The sequence below is a fragment of the Oceanimonas baumannii genome (assembly GCF_002245495.1).
GTDB classification, from domain to species: domain Bacteria; phylum Pseudomonadota; class Gammaproteobacteria; order Enterobacterales; family Aeromonadaceae; genus Oceanimonas; species Oceanimonas baumannii.
Window position 1 is genome coordinate 115955 of the sequence record NZ_NQJF01000010.1, and the last position, 17900, is coordinate 133854.

The 17900-nt window shown below is 57.0% G+C and carries 16 protein-coding genes and 1 riboswitch; of the genes, 7 read left to right on the top strand and 9 right to left on the bottom strand.

What is annotated here, in order from left to right:
* Positions 1-50 precede the first annotated feature (50 nt).
* Positions 51-157: riboswitch (TPP riboswitch) on the top strand.
* Positions 158-238: 81 nt separating this feature from the next.
* Positions 239-1678 (top strand): sodium:solute symporter family protein, encoded by a 1440-nt coding sequence (locus B6S09_RS12915; protein WP_094278910.1) that lies wholly within the window; start codon positions 239-241, stop codon positions 1676-1678.
* A 112-nt stretch (positions 1679-1790) separates the two neighbouring features.
* Complete coding sequence (locus B6S09_RS12920) at positions 1791-2276, top strand: hypothetical protein (protein ID WP_141201991.1); 486 nt, start codon at positions 1791-1793, stop codon at positions 2274-2276.
* A gap of 65 nt (positions 2277-2341) precedes the next feature.
* Here the strand turns inward: B6S09_RS12920 and B6S09_RS12925 are convergent, their stop codons facing one another.
* The 8 genes from B6S09_RS12925 to B6S09_RS12960 all read right to left on the bottom strand — a co-directional run bounded on the left by B6S09_RS12925 (position 2342) and on the right by B6S09_RS12960 (position 9384).
* Positions 2342-3169, bottom strand: a complete 828-nt coding sequence (locus tag B6S09_RS12925) for an HAD family hydrolase (RefSeq protein ID WP_094278912.1) — start codon at positions 3167-3169, stop codon at positions 2342-2344.
* Complete coding sequence (locus B6S09_RS12930; protein WP_094278913.1) at positions 3169-3996, bottom strand: phosphodiesterase; 828 nt, start codon at positions 3994-3996, stop codon at positions 3169-3171. The genes B6S09_RS12925 and B6S09_RS12930 overlap by 1 nt, the downstream gene beginning before the upstream one ends.
* A complete protein-coding gene (locus B6S09_RS12935; RefSeq protein WP_094278914.1) occupies positions 3993-5060 on the bottom strand; it encodes an ABC transporter ATP-binding protein in 1068 nt (355 codons plus the stop codon). The genes B6S09_RS12930 and B6S09_RS12935 overlap by 4 nt, the downstream gene beginning before the upstream one ends.
* Before the next feature lie 27 nt (positions 5061-5087).
* Positions 5088-5882 (bottom strand): ABC transporter permease, encoded by a 795-nt coding sequence (locus tag B6S09_RS12940; protein ID WP_094278915.1) that lies wholly within the window; start codon positions 5880-5882, stop codon positions 5088-5090.
* A gap of 10 nt (positions 5883-5892) precedes the next feature.
* Entirely contained in the window at positions 5893-6714 is an 822-nt protein-coding gene (locus B6S09_RS12945; protein ID WP_094278916.1) for an ABC transporter permease, read from the bottom strand.
* Positions 6715-6784: 70 nt separating this feature from the next.
* Positions 6785-7798 carry an ABC transporter substrate-binding protein gene (locus tag B6S09_RS12950; protein WP_094278917.1) on the bottom strand — a complete coding sequence of 338 codons (1014 nt, stop codon included), beginning with the start codon at positions 7796-7798 and terminating at the stop codon, positions 6785-6787.
* 4 nt (positions 7799-7802) lie between these two features.
* Positions 7803-8846 (bottom strand): LacI family DNA-binding transcriptional regulator, encoded by a 1044-nt coding sequence (locus tag B6S09_RS12955; protein ID WP_094278918.1) that lies wholly within the window; start codon positions 8844-8846, stop codon positions 7803-7805.
* 229 nt (positions 8847-9075) lie between these two features.
* A complete protein-coding gene (locus B6S09_RS12960; RefSeq protein WP_094278919.1) occupies positions 9076-9384 on the bottom strand; it encodes a type B 50S ribosomal protein L31 in 309 nt (102 codons plus the stop codon).
* Positions 9385-9695: 311 nt separating this feature from the next.
* On the opposite strand from B6S09_RS12960, the gene B6S09_RS12965 reads away from it, so the two are divergent.
* Positions 9696-11435: an anti-phage dCTP deaminase gene (locus B6S09_RS12965; RefSeq protein WP_208321745.1), complete on the top strand. Its 1740-nt coding sequence runs from the start codon at positions 9696-9698 to the stop codon at positions 11433-11435.
* Positions 11436-11516: 81 nt separating this feature from the next.
* Here B6S09_RS12965 and norR read toward each other — a convergent pair whose 3' ends face one another.
* Positions 11517-13049 (bottom strand): nitric oxide reductase transcriptional regulator NorR, encoded by a 1533-nt coding sequence (gene norR, locus B6S09_RS12970; RefSeq protein ID WP_094278979.1) that lies wholly within the window; start codon positions 13047-13049, stop codon positions 11517-11519.
* Positions 13050-13203: 154 nt separating this feature from the next.
* Here norR and ytfE point away from each other — a divergent pair, with 154 nt between their 5' ends.
* From ytfE to B6S09_RS12990, 4 genes are all read left to right on the top strand, one after another.
* Positions 13204-13881, top strand: a complete 678-nt coding sequence (gene ytfE, locus B6S09_RS12975; protein ID WP_094278920.1) for an iron-sulfur cluster repair protein YtfE — start codon at positions 13204-13206, stop codon at positions 13879-13881.
* Entirely contained in the window at positions 13874-16174 is a 2301-nt protein-coding gene (locus B6S09_RS12980) for a nitric-oxide reductase large subunit (protein WP_094278921.1), read from the top strand. The genes ytfE and B6S09_RS12980 overlap by 8 nt, the downstream gene beginning before the upstream one ends.
* Positions 16175-16393: 219 nt before the next feature.
* The gene (locus tag B6S09_RS12985; RefSeq protein WP_094278922.1) at positions 16394-16801 is read left to right on the top strand and encodes a GFA family protein; all 408 of its coding nucleotides are present in this window, start codon (positions 16394-16396) and stop codon (positions 16799-16801) included.
* 130 nt (positions 16802-16931) lie between these two features.
* Complete coding sequence (locus B6S09_RS12990; protein WP_094278923.1) at positions 16932-17813, top strand: pirin family protein; 882 nt, start codon at positions 16932-16934, stop codon at positions 17811-17813.
* The last annotated feature ends 87 nt before the right edge of the window (positions 17814-17900 follow it).

Consider the following 17900-nt stretch of genomic DNA (forward strand, 5'->3'; position numbering starts at 1 on the left):
AGCGCCGCCATCCACATTGACAACCACGCTGACACCCCTTACCCTCATTTCGCGATTCCTGGGGGAGCCCACACGGGCTGAGACTCCGCCACACCGGCGGTAACCCTTAGAACCTGATCCGGGTAATGCCGGCGAAGGGAAGGAAACAAAGGCTGCCGCGCAATCCCGATCCGCCCTCTCCCTCTTCTCGTCCGTATACCCCGGCCATTTAGTGCTCACTAGGGCAAAGGGAGAACACATGCTGGATACCACCACCGCCGTTTTATGGCTCTGTTTCTTTGCGGCGGCCTTCGCCATACCCGGCCTGCTTTACGCCCGGCGGCAACAGGATCAGCCGGAAGATTTTATTGTGGCCCGCAACAGCCAGAACGGCAGCGCTACCATGCTGACGCTGCTGGCCACTACCATGGGCACCTGGATTTTGTTCGGCCCGGCCCAGGCCGCCACCTGGGGTGGTGTGGGTGCCATTACCGGCTATGCCCTGGGCGTGCTGGCACCACGGCTGATCATGATTCCGCTGGGCAAACGTATTCGCGAGCTGATGCCTGAAGGCCACACCCTGACTGAATTTGTAATGGGTCGCTATGGCCGGGGCATGTACGCGTTTGTGCTGGTGATTATGCTGTTCTATATGTTTATTGCCCTGACCGCCGGTCTGACCGCCATTGCCCAGATGGTCGCCCTGCTGGCGCCGGTGCCCTTGTGGGTAACCGCCGGCATTGTGATGGCTGCCACCCTGCTCTACACCCTGTATGGTGGCCTGCGGGTCACCATTTTTACCGATCGGGTACAAATGCTGGTGATACTGCCATTTCTGCTGACACTGATCGTGCTCGGCTGGCAAGCCACCGGCGGCCTGGCTCCGGCCCTGACCGGCCTGCAGGAAAAAGCACCACACCTGCTTGATCCTCTCGACACCACCGGTCTTAAATCCGGTCTCACTTTCTTCCTTGCCGTGGTGCTGACCGGCCTGTTCTACCAGGGCACCTGGCAACGGGTATTTGCCGCCCGGGACGACAAGGTGATCCGCAACAGCTTTATCCTGAGCGGGATCCTCAGCTTCCCCATCATTTTCATCATGGGGCTGTTTGGCCTGGCCTTTGTCGGGCTGGATTTACCCGGCGACGGCTCGGTCGCACTGTTCAGTGTGCTGATGCCCAACATGCCGCTGTGGTTTGCCATTGGTCTGCTGCCCTTTGGCCTGGCGCTAATTATGAGCAGTGCCGACTCCACCGTCAGCGGTCTGACCAGCATGCTGGTGGTGGATCTGCGCCGGCTGCTGCCACAAACCAGCGTGCACACCCTGCTGGGGATGTCTCGCTGGCTGATTGTGCTGGTATCGATTCCAGTGCTGTATGTGGCTTCCCAGGGTTTCAGTGTGCTGTACCTGTTCCTGCTGGCAGACCTGCTGTGCTGCGCTGCAGCGTTTCCGGTGTTTTTCGGCTTCTACAATGCCCGCTACCAGGGCTGGAATGCCATGCTCAGCACCTTTGCCGGGCTGGTGGCCGGCCTGATGCTGTTCCCGGCACCGGGCGAAGCCGCCACCTACCTGTTGGAGTCCTTCCTGCTGGCCACCTTTGTGCCGGTAGCCATCTCCGCCCTGCTGCTGCTGGTGCCAACCCGCCAGCCCTTCGACTTTGCCGCCCTGGCCGGCAAGGTGCGCAGCCTGGAAAGCTGATTTCATTTCGTCGCAACAAACGTACCGGCGTGCCACAAGGCCGCCGGTTTTTTTGTTCTACACTGGACTCAACGCTGCCGGACACAGCTGGCAGCCCGAGCGGAGAGCACTCTTGATGAAAACCATAAACACCTCACTGGCACTGGCGCTGACCATAGCGCCCCTTTCTTTTGCCAACGAATTGGCAGGCACCCTGGACGGCAAACAACACAACTGGCACATTCTGGAGCACCAGCAAGGATCTACCGCCAACTTCAGTGAAATCATGCCCGGCATGTACAGTGTATCCATACAGGGTCATCGCCAGAACAAATATGAAACCAAAGGCACACTCACCATCGACTTTATGATCATGCAGGGTAAGGCCAACACTGCTTCTGTCACGTATTTTCCGGAAAGTACCCTCACCCCGCACTACGGCACCAAAGAAGAAGTATCCATTCAGCTGGATGTGCTGGAGCTTAACGGCGACACCGGCCGCGCCAGCGGCAGTGTAGAAACCAGCCTGCTGTATGTAGAAAACCTGCAGACGGAGCACAACCCCAACAACAAACTGCAGGCCGATATTCGCTTTGATGTCACCCTGCAGAAAGAGTAACCGGCCAGGCACTCCTAGCGGCCGCAGTGACAGCCGTTGTCCGGGCTCTGCATCCAGTAACCCGGCTATGCAGTTGACTCGCTGACCATGACCCCGGATGTGACTTCCCCCCTTGCCTCCAGCAGGTGCTCGGCCATTTCGGCGAAGCCCTTGCCTCCTTCTTCTTCCGTTTGATAGGACGGCAGGGTAGCCAGCCAGGGCAGGCTGTGGATGATATTGGCCACTCCCACACTCAACGGCAGAGCGCGAAACATCGGCTCGTCATTAGCCGAATCACCAATGCACAGCACCTGAGCCTGGATCTGCTCTGGGGTCAGTCCCAGCCGGGCAGTGAAATAACGCTCGGCGGCGCGCCACTTGTTGTGATCACCGCTCCACACATTAAGGTGAATCGAGCTGGTGGCATAGTTCACCTCATGCCGGTCCAGCTCGGCGCACAGCGCGCTGACTTCGTCGGTGCTCAGGGTCACCGCCTGGCCGATGTCGATGGCCATATCAGTCAGGCGCAACGACTGATCCGCCGCCAGCATGGCCCGGGGCACGGCGGTCAGCGCTGCGTTCACCGCCGCTGCCAGTTGTTCCCGCTGCTGATGGCGACGCTCATCGGGCAACCAGTATTCGGTGCTCAGACGCTGACCATCAAGCTGAAAACGAAAGCCTCCGCCCTCGCCAATCACGGTGTTCACTGGTAACAGACGCACCAGAGCATCGCACCAGCCAGCGCAAGCGCCGGTAATCGGCACCACGGTAATGCCGGCTGCGCGCAGATCATAGAGTGCCTGCAGAGTCCGGGGCAGCAGCTGGCCCCGGTAACTGAGGGTATCGTCCACATCGGTGAGAATGTAACGAATGGCACCGGCCCGGGCCGGCGACAGCTGGTTTATGGGTTTCATCAGTCTATCAGCCTGCCCTGTTGGTCAAAGAACGGATGGGGGCCATCGCTGTCGTCCACATGGCTCTGGTGGCTCAGCAGCAGGCCGCTTTGCGGATGCAGATAAAGCAGACGGATCATCGCCGGCTCTCTGGTAAAAGATGAAGGTGCGCCGGGCCGCAGATCCAGGGTCACCGCATGGTTGTGGGCCGGACCCACATACACCGGCCGTCCGCACCAGATAAACTCCACCGGCCGGTGCAGGTGACCGCAGAGCAGCAATTCCACCTGCGGCTGCTGCTTCAGCACCCCGGCCAGCTCATCGGCACCGTGCAGCCGCTGCACATCCATGTGCTCCAGCCCCACCGCCACTGGCGGATGATGCATAAACAGCAGGGTGCGCTGCGCCGGTGCCCGGCTTAAGGTCTGCTCCAGCCAGTCACGACGTTCTGCATCGATCAGACCATGGGGTTTGCCCGGCACGCTGGTATCCAGACCGACCAGACGCAGTGGCAGTCCGTCGATGACATAGCTCAGATGATCCTGGGTCTGAAACAGGTATTGATGATCCGCAAACACCGCCCGCAGGGCGCGGCGATCGTCATGGTTGCCCGGCACCAGATAAAACGGCATCAGCAGCCGGTCCAGCGCCAGGCGGGCCTGGCGGTATTCGGCTTCACTGCCGAAATCGCCGAGATCACCGGTGATCAATACCAGATCAGGCCGGGGTTGCAGGTTATTGAGATGATCCACCGCCTGCTGCAGCCGGGCAAACGTGTCCACCTTGCCGGCATAAGCCGGCTTGCCACCGGCCTTAATATGAAGATCCGTCAGTTGCGCAATGATCATGCCGCCCTCACCTGTTGCTGATCCAACCGGATCATCTGATCCGGTTTAATTAACAGCCCCACCGTCTGCCCCGGCGTAAACTGCGCCCGCCCGTCGCAGTCCACCAGTACCGGCTGCTCACTGACACCGCTCACCCACACCCGGTTACGATCTCCGATAAACTGGGTCTGCTGCACCACGCCGGTCAGCTGGCCACTGCCGGCCTCGGTGATCTCCATATCTTCCGGCCGGCAGTGAATTCGCCCGGGGCCGTCGGCCAGCGCCACCCCCGTCAGGCTTCCCCCTGGCAGTTGCATGCAGCGGTTGCGGACCTGGCCCTCAAACACGTTGATCTGGCCGATAAAGTCAGCCACAAAGTCATTTTGGGGTTCGAAATAAATTTCCCTCGGAGTGCCAATCTGGGACACCCGGCCATGCTCCATCACCACAATGCGATCTCCCAGTGCCATGGCTTCATCCTGATCATGGGTCACATAAATGGCGGTAATGCCGAGTTTGCGCAGCAGGCTGTTAATATCGGCCCGCAGCCGGTCGCGCAGCAGGGCATCAAGGGCAGTGAGCGGCTCGTCGAGCAGCAGCACCCGCGGGCTGGTGATAATCGCCCGCGCCAGCGCCACCCGCTGCCGCTGACCGCCCGACAGCTGGCTGATACGCCGGTGAGCCAACGGAGCCAGCTCCATCATCTCCAGCATGTCAGCCACCCGCCGCTTGATGTCGGCGGCTTTCACCTTCTGCACCTTGAGGCCATAACCCACGTTCTCGGCCACCGTCATATTGGGAAACAGGGCATAAGACTGGAACACCATGCCCACCTTGCGCTTTTCAATGGGCTGACGCGTTACATCTTCATCACCGAACAGAATGCGGCCCCCTTCATCGGGAAACTCCAGGCCGGCAATCATGCGCAGTGTGGTGGTTTTGCCGCAGCCCGAGGGCCCGAGCAATACCAGGGTCTCGCCGGCCTGAATGGTCAAGTCCAGCGGGTGCAGGGCCAGGGTGCCGTCGGCAAAGGTTTTGCGGCAGTTTTGCAGGCGAATGGCAACGCCGTGTTCATTAATGGTCATTGAGTCAGTCCTGAAACAAAATACGGATTAACGGGCCGCCGGCTTGCGCAGCCGGGTGCCACTCCACTGCACACCTATCATCAGTGGCAGCAGCATGAGCAGGAAAATCAGGGTATAGGCGCTGCTGATCTCCAGCCGCATTGAGGCATAGGAGTCTGCCAGTCCCACCGGCAGGGTTTTGGTCAGTGGTGTATGCAACATCCAGGTAAGGTTGAACTCACCCACCGACAGGGTCAGGGTCATCAGCGCTCCGCTGATGATGCCGCCTTTGCAATTAGGCACGACCACATCGCGAAAGCGACGCCAGAAGCCGGCCCCCAGACTGGCAGCTCCTTCTTCCAGCTGTTTGAAATCGATGCTGTGCAGCACTGCCAGCACCGAACGCACCATAAACGGCAGGGTGTACAACACATGGCCGATAAGAATAAACAGCCAGCTGGTACGCAGATCACCATGGCCGCCATAAGCGATGATCAGCGCCAGGGCGATGGCCAGGCCGGGAATGGCCACCGGCAGCACAATCAGCTCTTCAAAAATACGCGCCCAGCGGCTGGCAGACGTTGCCAGATAATAGGCCGCCGGCACCCCTACCAGCAGGTTCACCAGCAGGGTTGCCAGTGCCAGCTGCAAGGTCAGCCACAGGGTATCGCTGTAAAGCGTCAGCACTTCATTGATCCAGCGCAGGGTCAGCCCGCTGGAGAGTCCCTGGAAGTAGTTGCTGGTCAGGCCGGCCGTCACCGACATCAGTACCGGCACCACCATAAAAGCGCACACCAGCAGAGTGAACGCCAGTTGCAGATAATAGGAAAAAGGTCGTTTCATGGCGGTATCCTCAGGCGGCAGGAGTGGAGCTGGCCCCCGAGGCCGAGCGTGCCAGCAGCAGCACCAGCCAGGTGATAAGGCCGAGTATGATGCTCAACGCCGCCGCCATGGCAATATTGGCACCCAGGGTAAATTCGGTGTAAATGGTCATCGGCATCACATTGATGCCACTGGCCAGCGCAAAGGCAGTGCCAAAGGCCCCCATGGAAGTGGCAAAGCAGATGGCGCCGCTGGCGATCAGCGCCGGTTTAAGCGCCGGCAGGATCACATCCAGCACAATACGCAGGCGCGAGGCCCCGAGCGAACGAGCCGCCTCTTCCAGCATCAGGTCCATCTTCTCCACCGCAGACATCACCGTCAGCAACACCCGGGGAATGGAGAAATACACATAGCCGACAAACAACCCGGCCAGCGAGTAGGCGAAAGTCCAGCGTGAGCCATCGAGCAGCAGTCCGAGCTCGGCACTCAGACCCTGACGGCCGCCCAGCATAATCACCAGAAAGCCCACCACCACACCGGGGAATGCCAGCGGAAACGTCATCAGCGACACCAGCCATGCCTTGCCGGAAAACTGATTGCGGGCCAGAAACAGGCCGGCTACCAGCGCTATAGCCAGGGTAGTGAGCGTGGTGACTACCGACAGCACCAGGGTCTCCAGCATACTGCGCAGATAGCGGCCGTCGGTCAGTGCCTGCCAGTAATTCATGGCACCATTGTCACCGCTGACCGAGACCAGGATCAGCTGACCCATGGGGATCAGAAAAAAGGCGCAGGTAATGATCAGCACCGGCAGCATCATCAGGCTGAGGTTGCGTTTGCTTGAAACAGACATGGATGTTCTCAACAGGGGAAAATCAAAAGCGGAATCAGGGCGGGTGCCTGGCACCTGCCCTGGTCACCAATTACTGCATGCGATCAAGATATTGCTGCTGGAAGCGGGATTGAACCTCGGCCATTCTGCCGTAGTCCACCGCCACGGCGCGGGCATAATCAGACTCGGGCAGGAAACGGGCCTTCACGTCTTCCGGCATGGCATCGGGGCGGACCGGTCGCAGAAAGGCGTTGGCCCATACCGACTGGCCCTTGTCGGAAAGCACGAAGTCGAGGATCTTCCGGCCCTTTTCCGGATTAGGCGAGTTCTTCACCAGGCTCATTACATAGGGCACAACCACGCTGCCTTCTTCGGGGATCACAAACTGTACATTGGCACCGTCCTTGTATTTGGCGCGGTAGGCATTGAAGTCGTAGTCCAGCATGATGGGGATCTCGCCCGAAAGCACGCGGGCATAGGCGGTCTGCTTGGGCACAATGGGATCATTTTCCTGCAATTTAGCCAGGAAATTCAGACCAGGCTCGAAGTTATTCAGATCCCCTCCCAACGCACCGTTGATCGCGACCGCGCCGGCATAACCGACAAAGGCACTGGACGGATCCAGATAACCAATCATGCCCTTGTAGACAGGATCGAGCAGATCCTGCCAGCGTTGAGGCACCGGCTTGCCGTCAAGAGCGTCCACGTTCACAAACAGTCCCAGGGTACCGGAATGAATGGTAAACCAGTGGCCTTGCGGATCCTTCAGACCGTCAGGGATCTGCTCCCAGTTGGCAGGCTGGTAAGACTCGGTGACGCCCTTCTCAGCAGCGGTAATGCCAAACGACACACCATAATACGCCACATCGGCCACCGGGCTGTTCTGCTCGGCCAGCAACTGAGACAGGGTCTGGCCCGAGTTCTTGTTGTCAAAGGGAACCTGGTAGCCCAGCTCTTCCTTGATGACCTTGAGCTGGGTAGCCCAGTCGGCCCACTGAGGCGGACAGTTATAACAGATGGCATCGGCGGCCTGGGCCTGGCCACCCAGGACACTGGCAGTCACGGCCAGGGCCGAAGCCCATTTAACTACACGTTGCTTAAGCATGATGTTATCTCTCACTGAGGGGTTGAACGGGGGAATCGGTAAGGAGCGTCAGGGTGCCACCCGCCACCAGCTGGTAGCTGAGCTGACAACCCGTGTCCAAGGCACTGAGATGGCGCTGGGCCATCAGGGTATCCACGGCAGTACTGCCAATTTCAAGGTTGGGAGTGCGCACGCTGGTCAGGGCTGGCATGCGCAGAGCGCCGGCCTGAATACCATCAAATCCGACCAGGGACACATCATCGGGTACCCGCCGGCCAAGCTGCTCCAGCTGAGCAATGGTGGCCAGCGCCAGCAGATCGTTAGAGCAGAACCAGGCGGTCGGCTGCGCTCCCGGCTGGTTATAAATGGCAGCCAGCGCCTGCGCCAGTCCGGTGGCATTGACCGGATCCACCTGCACCAGCTGTGCCAGTTGCACGCCAGCCTGATGCAGGCCCGACAGAAAGCCCGCATGGCGATCCCGGGCTCTGTCGGTACGCACAAATTCGCCCGAAATCATGCCGATGCAGCGATGGCCTGCGGCAAGAATGCGCTCTGCCACCTCGGCGGCAGCACAAAAGTTATCGACGCCTACATGGGCAGTTATCTGCTCACGCGGCACATTGTGCATCAGGCAATAGGGGACACCGGCTTCGTCCAGTCGCTGCAGGGCAGCGCTGCGGGCCGCGTCATTCACGGTAAGCAGCACCCCGTCTACCTGATAGGCGAGCAGGGTTTCCACCGCGCTCAGTTCCAGCGCATCGTCATAGTCTGAGGAGAGAATTAACGGGGTATAGCCCAGGGTCCGGGACCGCTGCTGCAAGCCTGCGGCGGTTTCAGCAAACACCGGGTTGGTCAGACTGGGAATGATCACCCCCAGGGTCATGCTGCTGGCGGTTTTCAGGGCCCGCGCCGCCATGCTCGGACGGTAGCCCAGAGCGCTGACCGCGGCCTCTACTCTGGCCACGGTTTCGGCCCGTACCGCCCCCTTGTTGTTGACGACCCGAGACACGGTAGCGATAGACAGGCCACAGTGCTGTGCAATATCCCTGATGGTAACCGTTCTGCTCATAAATGCCCTCCTTCTGATGGAAAGCACTATAGATTTGCTTTTTTACAGTAATGTTAACGTTTACTTAAAGCATGTAATCGTTTACATGAAGTTTTTATGACTGCCCGACCACGGGCTGCAGATGATAAAACATCACCACCCACCTTGCTCCCAACAAAAACGCGCCCCGAAGCGGAGCGCGTTGATTATTGGCTTGCCTGAGTGCGTGTCCGCAGACACAAGATCCGGTTTACTTGCTGGCAAGCTTGCCGAAACGTTTGTTGAACTGGGCCACCCGGCCCTCGTTGCCCACCTGGCGCTGCTCACCGGTATACACAGGGTGCGAAGCGCTGGAAATATCCAGGTTAACCAGAGGGTAAGTGTTGCCGTCTTCCCAGACGATGGTCTCGGCAGAAGTACAGGTAGAGCGAATGCGAAAGGTCTTGCCACAGGAAGTGTCCTTAAACACCACGTATCCGTAGGCGGGATGAATGTTCTTCTTTATGAATGATACCGTTATAACATAACAATCAATATTGTTATTGAACCTGATTCTCATTCGCTTGTAAAGAGCGTTCTCCTCTGTTGTCTGGTGGTGATCAACCAGGAGTCAGGACTGTTACCGGCTGGAACGCCGGCTGTTCAGAGTTCCCTCGGTGCGTAAGGGCGTGAACTGGCTGCGCAAACGGGCCGGGCGTGAGCCATTGAGGTTTGATGGATACGGGGCATTGTTGTACTCGAAACCTTTAGATCCTTACAAAGGTCGATAATGAGCCATACTTGAACACCGATAACTATAATCAGGCTGGTGAAAAGTAAGATATAATTATTTACTCAAAACCACTAAAAATCCAAAAACTGGAGTGAGCATTGAAAAATAAAAATAATGAAATGATTTCTAGACTATTTCATGAACGTAGCAAGTTTATCGTTCTTGGGTTAACAGGCAGAACTGGTTCGGGCTGTACAACCGCCGCCAGCATTTTAGAAAATGAAAAGGCTGACTTCCCTCACGTTGACAATGTCAAACATAAAAAAGAACCATTTTTCTCCGAATTGGACTCTAAGAGGTACAAAATTGCATCTCATTACACAAAAGAGAACTACAGCCCTTTCATATCAATAAAGGTTAGTGATTTAATTTCAGCCTACTTACTAACTTTAACAACCACACAAATTGTGGACTTCATAAAAGAACAAACCGACAATATAAGTAGAGCAAGCATTTACGAACTAATAAGAAAAGGTAGCTTTCAACTAACATACACAAAGAAAGGTGTACTAAAGAACATCTCTAATAAAATGCTCGACCATTGCACCCCCTTTGAGCTTTCAGTAAGAGAAAAAACAAAATTTTTCTCTTTCATGAAACTAATAAGAAAGTTTACTGAAGACTTCAAAAAGGAGTTAAGGGGAATCAATAATGAGCTATATATAAGAGTTTATCAAGCTGCAGGAAACTCCATTAGAAGAACAGGAAAAGTTGAATCTAAATACAAAGAGAAAGCCTTCGAGCCAGAGTCCGTCTTTCACCTCCCTGAAACGATCAACAGAGTGATAAAAAGCATCAGACAAATAAACTCACAAGGTGCTTTCATAGTAATAGATGCAATAAGAAATCCTTATGAAGCTAAATTCTTCAAAGATCGTTATTCGGCATTTTATCTAATATCAATAAATGCACCGAATGAAGATCGTAAAGCTTACTTACAAAATGTCCATAAATACACTGTAGATGAATTTGACGAATTAGAACGTAGAGAATCTGGAAAAACAAGAGTTGATGATGCTGACTTCATAAGCCAAAATGTAAAAAGGTGCATTGAAATATCGGACATTCATATTTTCAACCCAAGAAATGAAATTGATAACAATAATGTACTGAAAGCACAATTAGCTTGGTACTTGGCATTAATAAAACACCCTGGGTTAATTTCACCAACAAACATTGAACGGGTTATGCAAATTGCATATACTGCGAAAGTTAATTCTGGCTGTATATCTAGACAAGTTGGAGCAGTTGTAACTGATGAAAACTACTCTATCAAATCAGTAGGTTGGAATGATGTAGCAAAAGGACAAGTTCCATGCAACCTAAGATCTCTTGATGAGCTAGTAAATACATTTGATGAAGTTACCTATAGTACATATGAACGTCAAAACAGTGACTTTAGGGATGCAGCTAAAGGTGAACTAATAAAAATATCTGGAAAGATAGGCACTCAAGGAAAGAATCTTTCATATTGCTTTAAAGATATAAAGAACTCTTTGGATGATTCAGGAAATCAAGTCCATACAAGATCACTGCATGCTGAAGAAAACGCTTTCCTACAACTGGCTAAATATGGCTCAGCCGGAATAGAAGGCGGAAAACTATTCACAACAGCAAGCCCATGTGAATTGTGCGCAAAAAAAGCATACCAATTAGGAATCAAAGATATTGTATTTATTGATCCTTACCCTGGGATAGCAATAGATCACATCTTATCAATAGGAAAAAATGAGCCAAACTTGATTCAGTTCAGAGGAGCTCTAGGAAAAGGATACCATCAATTATATGAGCCAACCATGTCATATAAGGACGAATTGAACTATCTTAAAGATCATTAAGCTTAGAAAGTGAAAAAGTAAGCTCAGTATGAAACTTTCCCGCTGCTCCCACAGCGGGTCTTTTTATTTCAAATACTCACCTCACTTCATCCCCAGCCGCTTCGCCAGTTTATGCAAATTGCTGGGGTCCACTTCCAGCAAGCGGGCGGCGGCAGCCCAGTTGTGTTCGGTGGCGGCCAGTGCCTGCTCTATGGCCTGTTGCTGGGCCTGATTGGTCACCTGCTGCAGACTGGCAAGCGCCTGAGGCGCCGTTATCTCGGGCATATTGACGGCCCGGGCGGGCTCCGGCAGCACCGTATCGCCGGCCAGATCCAGCAATTCCGGCTCCAGGCTGATGATGTCAGCCCGGTCGGCACCCCGGCTGAGGGCCTTGATCGCGGCGCGGCTGATCACGTGCTCCAGCTCGCGCACATTGCCGGGCCAGGCGTAGGCACACAGAGCCCGTTCGGCGGCGGGTGAGAGACGCAGGCTGCGCAGGCCCAGCCGTCCCCGGTTCAGCTCCAGAAAGTGACCGGCCAGCACCAGCACATCCCCTTCCCGCTCCCGCAGGGGCGGTATCGGCACCGGATACACCGACAACCGGTGATAAAGATCGGCACGAAAATGACCATCGCGCACACTGTCGTGCAACTGGCGGTTGGTGGCGGCAATGACCCGTACATTCACCTTGCGCGGGGCGTCTTCCCCCAGCCGCTGAATTTCACCGTTCTGCAGCGCCCGCAGCAGCTTGGCCTGAATGCCCAGCGGCAGTTCGCCCACCTCATCCAGAAACAGGGTGCCGCCGTCAGCAGCTTCAAAGCGACCGGGCCGGGCATTACCGGCACCGGAAAAGGCCCCCTTTACATGACCGAACAGCTCGCTCTCGGCCAGGGATTCGGGCAGGGCGGCACAGTTTACCTGCACCAGCGGCCGCTCCCGCCGGGGCGAACGTTGGTGCAGGCGACGGGCAAACAAGTCCTTGCCCACACCGGTTTCGCCGGTGAGCAGCACCGGCAGATCCGAGTCGGCCACCACGTCCAGCTCGTGCAGTAATCGCTTGAGCCCGGTGCTCTGCCCCAGTATTTCCCCTTCCTGCCGGTCTCCCAGCGGCACCGGCGAGTCCTGCCGGGCCAGACGCAGGGCACGAATATCCCGCTCCAGCCGGGTCATGCGTACGGCGGCAGAAACGGTCAGTGCCAGCCGTTGCAGCTGATCCCGGGCATCCTGATCAAAGGTACCGGCAGTAAGGGCATCCAGGGTCATTGCACCCCAGAGCTCCCCATTGACATACAGGCTGATGCCCATGCAGTCGTGCACCGGCAATGCCTCCCCCACATGATGCTCCAGCAGACCATCGTAGGGATCCGACAGGGGCGAATCGGGGGCAAACGCCACCGTGCTGCGACTGGCCAGAATGGCCGCCAGCCTGGGGTGCTGAGCCACCACAAATCGCCGGCCCAGGGCCTCTCGCACCAGACCCTCTACCGCCACCGGGCTGAGTACACCATCCTGCAACCGCAGCAGGCACACGGCCCCGCAGCCAAAATGCTCGCGCACCATACGCACCAGACTCTGGAGCCGCACGGCGCTGGGCAATTCAGCGGCCAAATCCGCCAGCAGGAGTTCGTAAAGCATGGTCATTACCACCATATAAGGGTTTTATTTACCCTATTCGATCAGGGTAAATAAAACCACACAAAAACAAAAATACTTATTAATCAATTAATTAAAAAGTGGCATGCAAGTTGCCACTTATTAACCCAGGGTAACATATACAAGGAGTCATATCATGAGCCTGCTTAACCATTCCCTGGGCACGCTGGCCAGGGAAATTCCGGGAGCCACCCGGGTATTTCATCATTACCGGCTGGATTACTGCTGCGGTGGCAACGCCCTGCTAAGCGAGGCACTGGCCGAACACGGGCTGGATACCGCCGAAGTTATCGCCCGGCTGGAGGCCCTGCCGGCCCGCAACGGCAACGACACCGACTGGTCCCGGGCCGGCAATGGTGATCTCATTGATCATATTCTTGCACGTTACCATGAGGTTCATCGCCAGCAGTTGACCGAGCTGATAGGGCTTGCCCGCCGGGTGGAAGCCGTGCACGCCGATAACCCCCTTTGCCCCGAAGGACTGACCGTGCACCTGGAAGAAATGCGTCAGGAGCTGGAAAGTCATATGCAGAAAGAGGAGCAGATTTTGTTCCCCATGCTGCGCCGGGGTCTGTTTGCACCGGCCCAGGGGCCGATCAGCGTGATGCGCCTGGAGCATGATGATCACGGCCAGGCTCTGGCCCGGCTGCTGGAGCTGACCAACCATCTTGCCCTCCCCGCCGATGCCTGTGCCAGCTGGCAGGGGCTGTATACGGGCATTGAAGAGCTTCAGCTCGATTTAATGCAGCACATTCATCTGGAAAACAACCTTCTCTTTTCCCCTTCCCGGCACCAGGAGGTGCAGCATGGCTAACTATCGCCGCCTTTGGCTGTTGTTACTGGTAGTACTCGGCATAACCTTTACCATTCTTGGCTATTTCGGACGCGAAGTGTACCGGGTGGCACCGCCCATTCCCGCCCAGGTGGTCACCGAAAATGGCACTCTGCTCACCACCCATGACGGCATTCTCGACGGCCAGACCGCCTGGCAGTCAGTGGGTGGCATGCAGTTGGGCTCAATCTGGGGCCACGGTGCCTATCAGGCACCGGACTGGACTGCCGACTGGCTGCACCGTGAACTGGTGACCTGGCTTGAGCTGGCCGCACAGCAGGAGTTCGGCACCGCCTATGCCAACCTGGAGGGCGAGCAGCAAGCCATGCTGCAGCACCGGCTGAAGCAGGAGTACCGCACCAACAGCTACAATGCCGAAGCCGATGTGCTGGTGGTGTCCGAGCGCCGGGCGCAGGCCATGGCCGAGACCGCCGCCTATTACGACCAGCTGTTCAGTGACGATCCGGCATTACGAGGCACCCGCCAGAGCTTCGCCATGAAGGAGAACACCCTGCCAAGCGCCGATCGCCGCGCCGACATGACCAATTTCTTCTTCTGGACCGCCTGGGCCGCCGCCACCGAGCGCCCGGACAGTAACGCCACCTACACCAACAACTGGCCCCATGAGCCGCTGATCGACAACAGACCTACCGCCGAAAATATTATCTGGTCCATTGCCAGCGTAGTGCTGCTGGTCGCCGGCGTCGGTGGCCTGGTCTGGGCCTGGGCCTTCCTGCGCAAGGAAGAAGAAGCCGAGCCCAAGGCACCGGCAAAAGATCCGCTCACCACCTTTAAACTGACTCCGTCACAAAAGGCACTGGGCAAATATGTGTTTCTGGTGGTCGCCCTGTTCACCTTCCAGGTCATGCTGGGTGGCGCCACGGCCCACTACACGGTGGAAGGCCAGCATTTTTATGGCATTGAGCTGTCGAAGTGGTTCCCCTATTCACTGCTGCGCACCTGGCATATTCAAAGTGCCCTGTTCTGGATTGCCACCGGCTTCCTGGCCGCCGGCCTGTTCCTCGCTCCCATTATCAATGGCGGCAAGGATCCCAAGTACCAGGCACTGGGTGTCAATGTGCTGTTCTGGGCGCTGGTGGCGGTGGTAGTGGGCAGCTTTGCCGGCAACTACCTGGCCATTGCCCAGATCATGCCCGAAAACCTTAACTTCTGGCTGGGCCACCAGGGCTACGAATATGTGGATCTGGGCCGCCTGTGGCAGATTGGCAAGTTCACCGGCATCGTGCTGTGGCTGGTGCTGATGCTGCGCGGTGTGGTACCCGCCCTGCGTCAACCCGGCGACCGCAACCTGCTGGCCCTGCTTACCGCCTCCTGCGTTGCCATCGGTCTGTTCTACGGTGCCGGTTTCTTCTATGGTGAACGCACCCACCTCTCGGTGATGGAATACTGGCGCTGGTGGATTGTGCACCTGTGGGTTGAAGGCTTCTTTGAAGTGTTCGCCACCACCGCTCTGGCCTTTATTTTCTGCAGCATGGGCCTGGTGTCCCGACGTGCCGCCACCACCGCCAGCCTGGCTTCCGCCTCGCTATTCATGCTGGGCGGCATTCCCGGTACCTTCCACCACCTGTACTTCTCCGGTACCACTACCCCGGTGATGGCGGTCGGTGCCACCTTCAGTGCGCTGGAAGTGGTACCACTGGTGGTGCTCGGTTACGAGGCCTGGGAAAACTGGCGTCTGAAAAACAGCGCCCCCTGGATGGAAAATGTGAAATGGCCACTGATGTTCTTTGTCGCAGTAGCCTTCTGGAACATGCTGGGTGCAGGTGTGCTGGGCTTTATGATCAACCCCCCGGTGGCGCTCTATTACATTCAGGGCCTGAACACCACGCCCACCCACGCGCACGCGGCCCTGTTCGGTGTGTATGGCTTCCTGGCGCTGGGCTTTGCCCTGCTGATTCTGCGCTACATCCGCCCCAATCTGGTGTTCAGCGAGTCGCTGATGAAAACCGCCTTCTGGTGGATGAACGGCGGCCTGGTACTGATGCTGTTCACCAGCGTGCTGCCGGTGGGGGTCATTCAGTTTGTGGCCAGCGCCAGCGAAGGTCTCTGGTATGCCCGCAGCGAAAGCTTTATGCAGCAGGGCCTGCTGCAAACCCTTCGCTGGGTGCGCACCTTTGGTGACGTAGTGTTCATCATCGGCGCGCTGGCGGTGACCTTGCAGGTCATTATCGGTCTGCGTCAGCCCGCCGGCCACGCTGCTCCCCTGACCATTGAGCCCCAGGAGTGCGACGTGCCCGAGCTGATGTCGAAATAATTCTGAAGTTTGGTTGTCAGTCTGGTTTGGCCCCGCTCGACGGGGCCTTTTTTATGTCCGCTACCGCCGGCGAATAATCGCCCCGCACCTGCCCGCAAACCGGTGGGCAGGTTTTCCTGCATTGCAGGCAATTCTGTGCTTACAATGGCGCTTCCGCCACAGCGAGCACAGCAAGACATAGCTCGCCGCGCTGCCCCATCAGTCACACCGGAGGTGAACATGAACTATCCGCTAACCGGCGCCTGTCAGTGCGGCAGTGTCCGCTACCAGTTGCTTTCAGAACCGAAGATGATCGTGGCCTGTCACTGCAAGGAATGTCAGAAGCTCTCTACCAGTGCATTCAGCATCACCGCCCTGGTTAACACCGATCAAATCAGGTTCCAGGGAGAAATGAAGGAGTGGCGCAGAACCGCTGACAGCGGCAATATCAACGGGGCCATGTTTTGTCCAACTTGCGGCAACCGAATCTACCACTTCAACCCTGACGAACCCGATACCCTCAAGCTGAAACCTGCCAGCCTGACAGACACCCGCCTTATCAAGCCGGTGGCACATGTCTGGGTCAGTGAAAAACAGGACTGGTACCAGATACCGGAAGGGGTAGCCGTTTATGATAAGCAGCCGTAACAACGGCGTTACAGCAAGAGCACGGAATGGTGTGCTGTATCTGAAGAGCAAAATTTACCTGTAATGTAACCGGCAGCCCCGGCCGGCCGCTATGCTGAATTGCATGGCAAACATTGACAAGGAGCACGTGATGAACCAGCCCGAACGCCTTCCCGCTCGCCAGGCCGATGTCGGCGGTATTCCGGTGGCGCGCCTGCTGCCCGTGCGCCAGCGCCGGCTGATTGGTGCCTGGTGTTTTCTTGATCATGCCGGCCCCGCTCACTTTACCGCCGGCCAGCCGGGCATGCGGGTAGGGCCTCATCCGCATATTGGCCTGCAAACCTTTACCTGGATGCTCAAAGGCCAGGTACTACACCGGGACAGCCTGGGTCATGAGCAGGTGATCCGGCCCGGTCAGGTGAATCTGATGACCGCCGGCCTGGGTATTGCCCACAGCGAGGAATCGGTGGCCGGAGAGCAAGAGTTACACGCAGCCCAGCTGTGGATTGCCTTGCCCGAGGCCGACCGGCATACACCGCCCCGTTTCGATCACTACCCCCGGCTGCCCATGTGGTCGCAACAGGGAGTATGCTTCACCCTGCTGGCGGGGGAATATACGGGGCACAGGGCACCTACCCTGCTATTTTCCCCCTTGGTAGGGCTGGATTTGCACGCCCGGCAGGCCGCCACGCTGATCCTGCCTCTGCGCCTGGAATTTGAATATGGACTGCTGGCTCTGGAAGGGAGCATGACGCTGGCGGGAAAACAGGTGGGCCCTGACGAGCTGATATATCTCGGTTCCGCCCTGGCGCACGTTGAACTGGCGCTTGAGCCTGGTACCCGGGTGCTGTTGCTGGGTGGCGAACCGTTCAAAGAGCAAATTTATATCTGGTGGAACCTGGTGGGTCACAGCGAAGCCGAGATTGCCGAAGCCCTGGCCGACTGGCAGGCCGGCAGCCCCCGTTTTGGCACTGTGCCGGGCTATAACGGCGAGCCGTTACCGGCACCGCCGCTGCCGGCCGGGCTCAAATAGCCGGTGTGGCATTGCAGCTCATTCACCGCGGGCATTTGGTGAGCTGCATCAGCAACATTTTTATTAAAAGTATCTTGTTTTTTTGAA